Origin of the sequence: Pseudomonas sp. HAR-UPW-AIA-41 (genome assembly GCF_002304225.1) — a bacterium.
GTDB lineage: Bacteria > Pseudomonadota > Gammaproteobacteria > Pseudomonadales > Pseudomonadaceae > Aquipseudomonas.
In genome coordinates, this window is sequence record NZ_NSLB01000002.1 from 490,255 (window position 1) to 503,129 (window position 12,875).

Here is a 12,875-nt window from a genome sequence, read left to right on the forward strand (position 1 = left end):
TACACCGGGGTGGCCGGGCCGCCACGGTCTGTTAGAATCGCGCCCTTTCCCTATTTGCCTGGCGCCATGCGCGCCCATAAAAAGCCAGCATGAGAGAGCCAGCATGACCGTCACCTTCAAGACGCCCGACGAAATCGAAAAAATGCGCGTTGCCGGCCGGCTGGCGGGTGAAGTGCTGATCATGATCGGCGAGCACGTCAAGCCCGGGGTCACCACCGAGGAACTGGATCGCATCTGCCATGACTACATCGTCAACGTGCAGCAGGCCATCCCCGCCCCGCTCAACTACAAAGGCTTCCCCAAGTCGATCTGCACCTCGATCAACCACGTGGTCTGTCACGGCATCCCCAACGACAAACCGCTGAAAGATGGCGACATCATCAATATCGACATCACCGTGATCAAAGACGGCTACCACGGCGACACCAGCAAGATGTTCATCGTTGGCAAGCCTCTGGAATGGGCCGAAAAGCTCTGCCGCATCACCCAGGAGTGCCTCTATAAGGGCATCGAGCTGGTCAAGCCCGGCACCCGTCTGGGTGACATTGGCGAAGTGATCCAGAAGCACGCCGAGAAGAACGGCTACTCCGTCGTACGCGAATACTGCGGCCATGGCATTGGCGCCGTATTCCATGAAGAGCCGCAGGTTCTGCACTACGGCAAGGCCGGCACTGGCATGGAACTGAAAGAAGGCATGACCTTCACCATCGAGCCGATGATCAATCAGGGCCGCGCGGAAACCCGCCTGCTCGGCGACGGCTGGACCGCCATCACCAAGGACCGCAAGCTCTCGGCACAGTGGGAACACACCATTCTGGTCACCGCCGACGGCTTCGAAGTCCTGACCCTGCGCAGCGACGAAAGCTTCCCGCGCACCAACGCATAAGGAACCGGCATGCCGCAGGTTGATCCCGAACTGTTCGACCGCGGCCAGTTCCAGGCGGAACTGGCGCTCAAGGCATCGCCGATTGCCGCCTTCAAGAAGGCCATTCGCCACGCCCGCGAAGTGCTCGACGAGCGCTTTCGCAGCGGCCGCGAGATCCGCCGCCTGATCGAAGACCGCGCCTGGTTCGTCGACCAGATCCTCGCCGAGGCCTGGAAACAGTTCGACTGGAGCAAGGAGGCGGATATTGCGCTGGTGGCCGTCGGTGGTTATGGCCGTGGCGAGCTGCACCCGCACTCGGACATCGACCTGCTGCTACTCATGGCGAACGAGGACCAGGAGCTGTTCCGCTCGCCCATCGAGGGCTTTCTCACCCTGCTCTGGGATATCGGCCTGGAAGTTGGCCAGAGCGTGCGCTCGGTGGCCGAATGCGCCGACGAGGCCCGCGCCGACCTGACGGTGATCACCAACCTGATGGAAAGCCGCACCATCGCAGGCCCCGAGTCGCTGCGTCAGCGCATGCTGGCGGTGACCGCGCCGGATCAGATGTGGCCCAGCAAGCACTTCTTCCTGGCCAAGCGCGACGAGCAGCGCGCACGCCACGGCAAGTACAACGACACCGAGTACAACCTCGAACCCAATGTGAAAGGTTCCCCCGGCGGCCTGCGCGACATCCAGACCATTCTCTGGGTGGCCCGCCGCCACTTCGGCCGGCACAGCATCACCGCCCTCGACGGCCCGGATTTTCTGATCGACAGCGAACTGCAGATGCTCGCCAGCAGCCAGGAATTCCTCTGGAAGGTGCGCTACGCCCTGCACATGCTGGCTGGTCGCGCCGAGGACCGCCTGCTGTTCGATCACCAGCGCAAGATTGCTGTGCTGCTGGGTTATGAAGACAGCGACGGCAAGCTGGCGGTCGAGCACTTCATGCAGAAGTACTACCGCGTGGTCATGGCCGTTTCGGAACTGTCCGACCTGATTCTCCAGCACTTCGAGGAAGTGATACTGCGGCATGACGAGAACGGCACCCTGACGCCGCTCAACAGCCGCTTCCGGGTTCGTGACGGCTACCTGGAAGTCACCAGCGCCAGCGTGTTCAAGCGCAGCCCGTTCGCCATCCTCGAAATGTTCGTGCTGATGGCCCAGCATCCGGAAATCAAGGGCGCCCGCGCCGACACCATCCGCCTGCTGCGCGACTCACGCCAGCTGATCGACGACAAGTTCCGTCAGGATATCCGCAACACCAGCCTGTTCATCGAGCTGTTCAAGTGCCACGAGGGCATCCACCGCAACCTGCGGCGGATGAACCGCTACGGCATCCTCGGCCGCTACCTGCCGGAGTTCGGCCTGATCGTCGGGCAGATGCAGCACGACCTGTTCCACATCTTCACCGTCGACGCGCATACCCTCAATCTGATCAAGCACCTGCGCAAGCTGGGCAAGCCGGGCGTGAGCGAGAAGTTCCCACTGGCCAGCAAGGTCATCGCCCACCTGCCCAAGCCGGAGCTGATCTACCTCGCCGGCCTGTACCACGACATCGGAAAGGGCCGCGGCGGCGACCACTCAGAGCTGGGCGCAGTCGACGCCGAGCAGTTCTGCGAGCGGCACAAGCTGCCGGCCTGGGACAGCCGTCTGGTGGTGTGGCTGGTGAAAAACCATCTGGTCATGTCGACAACCGCCCAGCGCAAGGATCTCTCCGACCCGCAGGTTATCCACGAATTCGCCCAACTGGTCGGCGACCAGACCCGCCTCGACTATCTTTACGTGCTGACCGTGGCCGACATCAATGCCACCAACCCCAGCCTTTGGAACTCCTGGCGGGCCAGCCTGCTGCGTCAGCTCTACACCGAGACCAAAAGCGCACTGCGTCGCGGCCTGGAAAACCCGGTGGATCGTGAAGAGCAGATCCGCCAGACCCAGGTCGCCGCACTCGATGTGCTGGTGCGCAGCGGCATCGATCAGGATGATGCCGAGCAGCTGTGGTCGCAGCTGGGTGATGACTACTTCCTGCGCCACACTTCCAGCGATGTGGCCTGGCATACCGACGCGATCCTGCAGCACCCGGCCGGCAAGGACCCGTTGGTGCTGATCCGCGAAACCACCCAGCGCGAGTTCGAAGGCGCCACGCAGATCTTCATCTATGCGCCCGACCAGCACGATTTCTTCGCCGTAACCGTGGCAGCCATGGACCAGCTCAACCTGAGCATTCAGGACGCACGGATCATCACCTCGACCAGCCAGTTCACCCTCGACACCTACGTGGTGCTCGACGCCGAGGGCGGCAGGATTGGGGACAACCCGCAGCGCACGCAGGAAATCCGCCACGGGCTGGTCGACGCACTGAAGAGCCCCGAGGAATACTCGAACATCATCCAGCGCCGCGTCCCCCGACAGCTCAAGCACTTTGCATTTGCCCCGCAGGTCAGCATTCACAACGATGCCCAGCGCCCGGTGACCATTCTGGAAATCACTGCGCCAGACCGTCCGGGCCTGCTGGCGCGGATTGGCAAAATCTTCCTCGACTTCGACCTGTCGCTGCAGAACGCCAAGATCGCCACCCTCGGCGAGCGCGTGGAAGACGTGTTCTTCATCACCGACAACCACGGCCAGCCGCTGGCTGACCCGGCCCTGTGCCAGAAGCTGCAGGACGCCATCGTCGAACAGCTGGCACCATCCGCCCAGGACAGCGGCCCCAGCCGCCTGACCTTCTAGCTTTGCTTTTCCGGAGTTTGCATGAACCGCGCCCTTGACCAGCTGCAGCCTTACCCGTTCGAGAAGCTGCGCACCCTGCTCGCCAGCGCCCAGCCGCCGGCGCAGCTAAAGCCGATTGCTCTGTCCATCGGCGAGCCCAAGCACAAGTCGCCGGCCTTCGTCGCCAAGGCTCTGGCCGACAACCTTGACCAGCTCGCCGTGTACCCCACCACCCTGGGCCTGCCGGCACTGCGTGAAGCCATTACCGGCTGGTGCGAACGCCGCTTCGGTGTGCCGGCCGGCTGGCTGGATGCCGCCCGCCATGTGCTGCCGGTCAATGGCACCCGCGAGGCGCTGTTCGCCTTCACCCAGGCCGTGGTCAACCGCACAGATGACGCCCTGGTACTGTCGCCCAACCCGTTCTATCAGATCTACGAGGGCGCGGCCCTGCTGGCCGGCGCCACCCCGCACTACCTGCCGTGCCTGGCCGAGGACGGCTTCAATCCGGATTATGACGCCGTACCGGAAGAAATCTGGCAACGCACCCAGATCCTCTTTCTCTGTTCGCCGGGCAACCCCACCGGCGCGCTGACGCCGCTGGATACGCTGAAGAAGCTGATTGCCCTGGCCGACCGTTACGACTTCGTGATCGCGGCCGACGAGTGTTACAGCGAGCTGTACTTCGACGAAGACAACCCGCCGCCTGGCCTGCTGACCGCCTGCGCCGAACTGGGCCGCCAGGACTTCAAGCGCTGCGTGGTGTTCCACAGCCTGTCCAAGCGCTCCAACCTGCCCGGCCTGCGTTCGGGCTTCGTGGCTGGCGACGCCGACATCCTCAAGGCCTTCCTGCTCTACCGCACCTACCACGGCTGCGCCATGCCGGTGCAAACCCAGCTGGCCAGCGTCGCAGCCTGGAACGACGAAGCCCACGTGCGTGAAAACCGAGATCAGTACCGCGCCAAGTACGATGCCGTGCTGGATATCCTGGCGCCAGTTATGGATGTGCAGCGCCCGGATGGCAGCTTCTACCTATGGGCCCGCACACCGACCGATGACGCCCAGTTCACCCGCGAGCTGTTCGCCCAGCAGCACGTCACCGTGGTCCCCGGCTCGTACCTGTCGCGTGAGGTGAACGGCCTGAATCCGGGTGCCGGACGCATCCGCATGGCGCTGGTCGCGCCGCTGGCCGAGTGCATCGAAGCCGCCGAGCGCATCCGCCGTTTCATTCAGGGGCAACCGGCATGAGCAGCACGCTGTACGGCATCAAGGCCTGCGACACCATGAAAAAGGCGCGCACCTGGCTCGACGAGCATGGTGTGAGCTACGCCTTCCACGACTACAAGGTCAGCGCCATCGACGCCGCCAGCCTGCAGAAGTGGTGTGACGAACACGGCTGGGACAAGGTCCTCAACCGCGCCGGCACCACCTTCCGCAAGCTCGACGAGGCAGACAAGCAGGACCTCGACCAGGCCAAGGCCATTGCCCTGATGCTGGCCCAGCCTTCCATGATCAAGCGCCCGGTCCTCGATCTGGGCGAGCGCACCCTGCTCGGCTTCAAGCCCGAGCTGTATGCCCAGGCCCTGGCCTGATCCGATTTAAAGACCCAAGGAGCTCTCCATGTCACAGCAACTGTTCGCCCTGGCCTTCGGCATCGGCACCCAGAACCAGCAGGGCCAGTGGCTCGAGGTGTACTACCCGCAGCCGCTGCTCAACCCGCCGGCCGAGCTGGTCCATGCCGTCACCAGCAAGATCAACTATCAAGGTGGCAACCAGGCCATCAGCATGGACATCGGCACCGTCGCCGGCCTGGCTGAAGCCGTACAGGCTGCCGGTTTCATCGAGCAGGCCGCCGTTCTGGAATGCATGACCCAGAGCCACAAGCCGCTGGTGGTCACTCTGATTGCCGAAGACAAGGAGCTGTCCAGCACTCCCGAGGCCTACCTCAAGCTGCACCTGCTGTCCCATCGCCTGGTCAAGCCGCATGGTCTGAGCCTGGCCGGTATCTTCCCGCTGCTGCCGAACGTGGCCTGGACCAGCCAGGGCGCAGTCGATCTCGCCGAGCTGGGTGAACGCCAGTTGCGTGCCCGTCTGCGTGGCGAGCTGCTGGAAGTGTTCTCGGTGGACAAGTTCCCGAAGATGACCGACTACGTGGTGCCGAGCGGCGTGCGTATCGCCGATGCCGCCCGTGTCCGTCTGGGCGCCTACGTGGGCGAAGGCACCACCGTGATGCACGAGGGCTTCATCAACTTCAACGCCGGCACCCAGGGCCCGGGCATGATCGAGGGCCGTATCTCGGCCGGCGTGTTCGTCGGCAAGGGCTCTGACCTGGGCGGCGGCTGCTCGACCATGGGCACCCTGTCCGGCGGCGGCAACATCATCATCAGCGTGGGTGAAGGCTGCCTTATCGGCGCCAACGCCGGCATCGGCATTCCGCTGGGCGATCGCAATACCGTGGAATCCGGCCTGTATATCACCGCCGGCACCAAGGTTGCCCTGCTCGATGACCAGAATGCTCTGGTCAAGGTGGTCAAGGCCCGTGATCTGGCCGGCCAGCCGGACCTGCTGTTCCGCCGCAACTCGCAGACCGGTGCGGTGGAGTGCAAGACCAACAAGAGCGCCATCGAGCTGAACGAGGCCCTGCACGCCCACAACTGAAAAACTGGTCTGAAGCTGCTGCGCTAGGCCATGCTGCGTTGGAAGCAGGCTCGGGCTGCTCATTTACACTCAGTAAACTCCGCGCCCTCGCCTGCCTCCGCCTAGCCTGGCCGTCGCTCGCGACGCTTCATTTCCCGTTTTTAACCTTTGAAATGACAGGCCGGGCTGATGCCCGGCCTGTCTATTTATACTCAAGCCCACCGCCTGAGACCTTGAAGCCCATGCAACTGACCTCCCCCTGGCGCGCCGACTTTCCCGGCATCCTTGCCCTCGCGGCCGAGGGGCAGACCTATCTCGACAGCGCCGCCACCGCGCAGAAGCCACAGGCCGTACTCGACGCTCTACAGGCCTACTACGCCGGCGGCGCCGCCAACGTGCACCGCGCCCAGCACCTGCCCGGCGACCGCGCCACCCGCGCCTTCGAGGCCGTACGCAGCAATGCGGCCAGCTGGCTAAATGCTGCCGGGAGCCAGGAGATCATCTTCACCCGCGGCACCACCGAGGCGATCAACCTGCTTGCCTATGGGCTGGAGAACCACTTCCAGGCAGGCGACGAGATCGTCATCAGCGCCCTGGAGCACCACGCCAACCTGCTGCCCTGGCAGCAGCTGGCCCGGCGACGCGGTCTTACCCTTGTGGTGCTGCCGCTGGACGAACACGGGCAGATCGATCTTACGCAGGCACGCCAACTGATCGGCCCGCGTACCCGTTTGCTGGCCGTGAGCCAGCTGTCCAACGTGCTGGGCGCCTGGACACCCGTCGACGAGTTGCTGGCACTGGCCCGCCAGCAGGGTGCCCTGACACTGGTGGATGGTGCACAGGGGGCCGTGCACCAGCGCCCGGATGTGCAGGCACTGAGCTGCGATTTCTATGTCTTTTCCGCCCACAAGCTCTACAGCAGTGAGGGCTGCGGCGTGCTCTACGCCAGAAGCGCCGCAGCCCAGCACCTGCAGCCCTGGCAGTTCGGTGGTGAGATGGTGCTCGACTGCGATTATCAACAGGCCCGCTTCCGTCCGCTGCCTCTGGGCTTCGAGGCCGGCACACCGGCCATTGGCAGCGTTCTGGCGCTGGGCGCTGCGCTGGATTACCTGAGCCGCCTCGACCCGGTCGCGGTGAGCGCTCATGAACAGACCCTGCACGATGCCCTGCTCGCCGGCCTGAGCCAGATCCCCGGCCTGCGCCTGCTGGGCAGTCCACAACTGGCCCTGGCCAGCTTCACCCTAGACGGCGTGCACGGCAGCGATCTGGCCCATCTGCTCAGCGAACAGGGTGTGTGCGTACGCACCGGCCATCACTGCGCCATGCCCCTGCTCAAACAGCTGGGCCTGAGCGGCGCCACGCGGGTTTCGCTGGGCTTGTACAACGACGGAGACGACCTGCAGCGCCTGTTTGCCGCCCTTGACCAAGCGCTGGAGTTGCTGCGATGAGCCTGCCGGACGCCGCCGGGCAGGCACGGGAGGCCTTCGCTGCCTGCGCCGGCTGGGAGCAGCGCGCGCGCCTGCTGATGCAGTGGGGCGAGCGCCTGGCTCCCCTACAGGAAGCAGAGCGCAACGATAACAACCGGGTCGAAGGCTGTGAGAGCCAGGTCTGGCTGGTGGCCGATCAATGCACCCCGTCTCTGGCATTTCGCGCGACCAGCGACGCAAGGCTGTTGCGGGGGCTGCTGGCCGTACTGCTTGTGCGGGTCAACGGTCTCCCCGCCTCGGAGCTGGCCAAGCTTGACCTGCCGACCTGGTTTACCGAACTAGGACTTGGCCGTCAGCTCTCGCCGTCGCGCAGCAATGGCCTGAATTCCGTGCTGCAGCGGATGATCACCCTCGCCCGCTAGTTCGCGGACTGACGCTCCGCCGGACGGCGCGCGCCGGCCACCAGTTTATCGATAGTCTTGGCCGCTGCCGCCATGCCGAAGCTGGCCGTAACCATCATCACCGCGCCGAAGCCGCCGGCGCAGTCGAGTTTGACCCCCTCGCCGACAAAGCCCTTGGCCTGGCACACCGAACCGTCGGGCTTGGGGTAACGCAGCTGTTCGGTGGAAAACACGCAGGGCACGCTGTAGTGCCGTCCCGGCGTGCGCGAGAAGTTGTAATCCCGGCGCAGGGTGCTGCGCACCTTGGCCGCCAGGGGATCATTGAAAGTCTTGTTGAGGTCGGTGACCTGGATCTGGGTCGGATCGATCTGCCCACCCGCACCGCCGGTGGTGACGATCTGAATCTTGCGCCGCTTGCACCAGGCAATCAGCGCGGCCTTGGCCGCCACGCTGTCGATGCAGTCGATCACCGCATCGAGCTGCTCGGTGATGTACTCGGCCATGGTTTCGCGGGTGACGAAGTCCGCCACTGCGTGCACCACACAGGCCGGGTTGATGGCACGGATGCGCTCGGCCATCACCTCGACCTTGGCCTTGCCCACCGCGCCCTCGATGGCATGCACCTGACGATTGGTGTTGGTGATGCACACATCATCCAGGTCGAACAGGGAAATCTCGCCCACCCCGGAACGTGCCAGCGCCTCGGCCGCCCAGCTGCCCACACCGCCTATACCCACCACGGCCACATGCGCCGCCTGCAGGCGGGCCAGGCCATCGCGGCCATACAGACGGGCAATGCCGCCAAAACGCTGATCATCGGTACTCATGCCATCCCCTTGCGAAGCAGGCGCACATTATGAATGATCCGCCATGCGTAGCGGCAATCGCGGCACCACTTTGCGGCAGCCACTATATAGTGGCCCGATAACAACAGTGGCGACCCTCAGGAGCAGCCGGCCATGCGCAACTTTTCCTTCTACAACCCCACCCGCATTCATTTTGGCGAGGGGCAGATCGGCAAGCAGCTGGCCCGCGAGATCCCGGCGGGCAGCCGCGTACTGGTGACCCACGGCGGTGGCAGCATCTTCAGCAACGGTATCTGGGACCAGGTCGAGCAGGCCCTGGCCGGGTATCACTTCAGCCGTTTTGCCGGCATCGAGGCCAACCCGCAGTACGACACCCTGCTGCGCGCCGTGGCCCAGGCCCGCAGCGAGCAGTGCGACTTCATTCTGGCCGTCGGTGGCGGCTCGGTCATCGACGGCAGCAAATTCATTGCCGCCGCCCTGGCCTACCCCGGCGAGCCCTTCGATCTGCTCAGCGGCAGCAAGCCCAAGGCCGCCGTGCCCATGGGCTGTGTGCTGACCCTCGCTGCCACCGGCTCGGAGAGCAACCCCCACGGCGTGGTCACCCATGTCGAGCGCCAGCAGAAGCTGCCGTTCTCCAGCCCCCTGCTGTATCCGCGTTTTGCCATCCTCGACCCCACCACCACCTACAGCCTGCCGCCCCGGCAGATCGGCAATGGCGTGGTCGATGCCTTCGTCCATACCACCGAGCAGTACCTCACCTACCCGGCCGAGGCGCCCCTGCAGGACCGCTACGCCGAAGGCCTGCTGCGCACCCTGATCGAGGAAGGCCCCAAGGCCCTGGCCAACCCGCAGGACTATGCCGTGCGCGCCAACCTCATGTGGTGTGCTACCCAGGCCCTCAACGGCCTGCTCGGCTGTGGTGTACCGCAGGACTGGGCCACCCACATGATCGGTCACGAGCTGACGGCTCTGTATCACATCGACCATGCCCAGACCCTGGCCGTGGTGCTGCCGGCCCTGCTGGCCGAGCGCCGTGAAGCCAAGCGCGCCAAGCTGTTGCAGTTCGCCGAGCGGGTCTGGGACATCCGCGCCGGCGACGAGGACGCCCGCATCGATGCGGCGATTGCCGCTACCCGTGCCTTCTTCGAACAGATGGGCCTGCCAACCCGCCTGAGCGGGCACGGTCTGGATGCCGAGGCGGTGCCGCAGGTGCTGGCACAGCTGGAACGCCACGGCATGACGGCCCTCGGCGAGCAGCGCGAGATCGACCTGGCCTGCAGCGAGCGGATTCTACTGCGGGCCCTCTGAACATGCCCCGCAGCGCCGGTTGGACGGCGCTGTACAGCCCGGTTGGCGCGGGGTAGGATGCGCGCCGACCGGCATCCGCCGGCGCTTCCCTGTTCCTCCGTGCGGAACCCTGATCGCCTATGTCATCGCGCAAACTTGGTCTCAATCTGGTGGTTTTCGTGGCAGTTGCCGCGTTGTTCACCGGTCTCTGGGCTCTTTACAACCGTCCTGTCTCCGCCCCCGACTGGCCGGAGCAGATCTCCGGTTTCTCCTTCTCGCCCTTCCGTATCGGGCAGAGCCCACAGGAAAACCGCTACCCGACCCCGGAACAGATCCGCAGCGACCTGGAGCTGCTCAGCGAGCGCACCGACAACATCCGTACCTACTCGGTGGAAGGCACCCTGGCCGACATCCCGCGTCTTGCCGAGGAATTCGGCCTACGCGTGAGCCTGGGCGTGTGGATCAGCCCGGACATCGAGCGCAACGAGCGCGAGATCGCCAAGGCCATCGAACTGGCCAACAGCTCGCGCAGCGTGGTGCGGGTGATCGTCGGCAACGAATCGCTGTTCCGTGAGGAAGTCGAGCCCGAGGAGCTGATGGGTTACCTGGACCGGGTGCGCGCCGCGGTCAAGGTACCGGTCACCACCGCCGAGCAGTGGCACATCTGGGACAAGTACCCGGAGCTGGGCAAACACGTCGACCTGATCGCCGCCCACGTGCTGCCCTACTGGGAGTTCATACCGATGGAGGACTCGACCCAGTTCGTCCTCGATCGTGCCCGGGAGATGCGCAAGCTGTTCCCGAAAAAGCCCCTGTTGCTGGCGGAAGTGGGCTGGCCGAGCAACGGCCGCACCCGCGGCGGCGCCGAGGCCGACCAGGCCGAACAGGCCATCTACCTGCGCACCCTGGTCAACACCCTGAACGCCAAGGGCTACAACTACTTCGTCATCGAAGCCTTCGACCAGCCGTGGAAGGCCAGCGAGGAAGGCTCGGTGGGCGCCTACTGGGGCGTGTACAACCTCGAGCGGCAGCCCAAGTTCGCCTTCGAGGGACCGATCGTCGCCATCCCGCAATGGCGCCTGCTGGCCATCGCCTCGGTAGTCATGGCGCTGCTGGCTCTGGCCCTGATGCTGATCGACGGCTCGGCCCTGCGTCAGCGTGGCCGCACCTTCCTCACCTTCGTGGCCTTCGCCGGCGGCACCGCGCTGGTGTGGATCGCCTACGACTACAGCCAGCAGTACAGCACCTGGTTCAGCACCCTGGTTGGCGTGCTGCTGGGTATCGGTGCTCTGGGCGTCTTCATCGTCCTGCTCACCGAGGCCCACGAGCTGGCCGAAACCGCCTGGACCCGCCAGCGCCGCCGCGCCTTCCTGCCAGTGGTTAGCGACAGCACCTACCGGCCCAAGGTGTCGATCCATGTGCCCTGCTACAACGAGCCGCCGGAGATGGTCAAACAGACCCTCGACGCCCTCGCTGCGCTGGACTACCCGGATTACGAAGTCATCATCATCGACAACAACACCAAGGACCCGGCCGTATGGCAGCCGGTGGAAGCCTACTGCGCCGAGCTCGGCCCGCGCTTCCGCTTCTTCCACGTGGCACCGATCGAAGGCTTCAAGGGCGGCGCGCTGAACTACATCCTGCCGCACACCGCGCCGGACGCCGAAGTGGTGGCGGTGATCGACTCCGACTACTGCGTCGACCGCAACTGGCTCAAGCACATGGTGCCGCACTTCAGCGACCCGAAAATCGCCGTGGTGCAGTCGCCACAGGACTACCGCGACGGCGACGAGAGCGCCTTCAAGAAGCTCTGCTACGCCGAGTACAAGGGCTTCTTCCACATCGGCATGGTCACCCGCAACGACCGTGACGCGATCATCCAGCACGGCACCATGACCATGATCCGCCGCAGCGTGATGGATCAGCTGAAGTGGGCCGACTGGACCATCTGCGAGGACGCCGAACTGGGTCTGCGCGTGTTCGAACACGGCTACTCGGCCGCCTACGCCCACCAGAGCTATGGCCGCGGCCTGATGCCGGACACCTTCATCGACTACAAGAAGCAGCGCTTCCGCTGGGCCTACGGCGCCATCCAGATCATGAAGGGCCACGCCCGCAGCCTGTTCCTCGGCAAGGACAGTCAGCTGACCCAGGGCCAGCGCTATCACTTCATCGCCGGCTGGCTGCCGTGGATTGCCGATGGCCTGAACATCTTCTTCACCATCGGCGCCCTGCTCTGGTCCGCCGGCATGATCATCGTGCCGCAGCGGGTCGACCCGCCGCTGATGATCTTCGCCATCCCGCCGCTGGCGCTGTTCTTCTTCAAGTTCGGCAAGATCATGTTCCTCTACCGCCGTGCGGTAGGCGTGGACCTGGTGCGCTCCTTCCAGGCGGCCATCGCCGGTCTGGCGCTGTCGCACACCATCGCCAAGGCCGTGCTGTACGGTGCGTTCACCAAGACCATCCCGTTCTTCCGCACGCCGAAGATGGCCAGCAACCACGGCATCCTGGTGGCCCTGGCCGAGGCCCGCGAAGAGGTGTTCATCATGCTGCTGCTGTGGGGCTCGGCCTTCGGTATCAGCGTGGTGCAGGGCTTCCCCAGCCCGGACGTGAAGTTCTGGGTCGGCATGCTGCTGGTGCAGTCGCTGCCCTACCTGGCCGCGCTGATCATGGCCCTGCTGTCGTCGATGCCCAAGCCAGCTGCCCCGCAGTAAGCCACTGCAGCGCACAACGGCGGCCCGGCGTC

At 64.9% G+C, this 12,875-nt stretch carries 10 protein-coding genes; 9 read left to right on the forward strand and 1 reads right to left on the reverse strand.

Going from position 1 to position 12,875, the window contains the following annotated elements:
• The first annotated feature begins 103 nt into the window (after positions 1–103).
• The 7 genes from map (at position 104) to CK486_RS06630 (ending at position 8,057) form a co-directional block, all read left to right on the forward strand.
• Positions 104–886, forward strand: a complete 783-nt coding sequence (gene map / locus CK486_RS06600; protein ID WP_095939485.1) for a type I methionyl aminopeptidase — start codon at positions 104–106, stop codon at positions 884–886.
• A gap of 9 nt (positions 887–895) precedes the next feature.
• Positions 896–3,595: a [protein-PII] uridylyltransferase gene (locus CK486_RS06605; RefSeq protein ID WP_095939486.1), complete on the forward strand. Its 2,700-nt coding sequence runs from the start codon at positions 896–898 to the stop codon at positions 3,593–3,595.
• Between the two features lie 21 nt (positions 3,596–3,616).
• Positions 3,617–4,819, forward strand: a complete 1,203-nt coding sequence (gene dapC / locus CK486_RS06610) for a succinyldiaminopimelate transaminase (protein WP_095939487.1) — start codon at positions 3,617–3,619, stop codon at positions 4,817–4,819.
• On the forward strand, positions 4,816–5,163 hold the full coding sequence (locus tag CK486_RS06615; RefSeq protein ID WP_095939488.1) for an ArsC family reductase: 348 nt from the start codon (positions 4,816–4,818) through the stop codon (positions 5,161–5,163). Before dapC ends, CK486_RS06615 begins: the two co-directional genes overlap by 4 nt.
• A 28-nt stretch (positions 5,164–5,191) precedes the next feature.
• Positions 5,192–6,229 carry a 2,3,4,5-tetrahydropyridine-2,6-dicarboxylate N-succinyltransferase gene (dapD, locus tag CK486_RS06620; protein ID WP_095939489.1) on the forward strand — a complete coding sequence of 346 codons (1,038 nt, stop codon included), beginning with the start codon at positions 5,192–5,194 and terminating at the stop codon, positions 6,227–6,229.
• Positions 6,230–6,450: 221 nt separating this feature from the next.
• Positions 6,451–7,656 carry an aminotransferase class V-fold PLP-dependent enzyme gene (locus CK486_RS06625; RefSeq protein WP_095939490.1) on the forward strand — a complete coding sequence of 402 codons (1,206 nt, stop codon included), beginning with the start codon at positions 6,451–6,453 and terminating at the stop codon, positions 7,654–7,656.
• On the forward strand, positions 7,653–8,057 hold the full coding sequence (locus CK486_RS06630; RefSeq protein WP_095939491.1) for a SufE family protein: 405 nt from the start codon (positions 7,653–7,655) through the stop codon (positions 8,055–8,057). The genes CK486_RS06625 and CK486_RS06630 overlap by 4 nt, the downstream gene beginning before the upstream one ends.
• On the opposite strand, the gene tcdA is transcribed toward CK486_RS06630, so the two are convergent.
• Entirely contained in the window at positions 8,054–8,863 is an 810-nt protein-coding gene (gene tcdA / locus CK486_RS06635) for a tRNA cyclic N6-threonylcarbamoyladenosine(37) synthase TcdA (protein WP_095939492.1), read from the reverse strand. The two genes, CK486_RS06630 and tcdA, sit on opposite strands and share 4 nt — an antisense overlap.
• Before the next feature lie 132 nt (positions 8,864–8,995).
• On the opposite strand from tcdA, the gene CK486_RS06640 reads away from it, so the two are divergent.
• Entirely contained in the window at positions 8,996–10,150 is a 1,155-nt protein-coding gene (locus tag CK486_RS06640) for an iron-containing alcohol dehydrogenase (RefSeq protein WP_095939493.1), read from the forward strand.
• 119 nt (positions 10,151–10,269) lie between these two features.
• A complete protein-coding gene (locus tag CK486_RS06645; RefSeq protein WP_095939494.1) occupies positions 10,270–12,843 on the forward strand; it encodes a glycosyltransferase in 2,574 nt (857 codons plus the stop codon).
• Positions 12,844–12,875 lie beyond the last annotated feature (32 nt).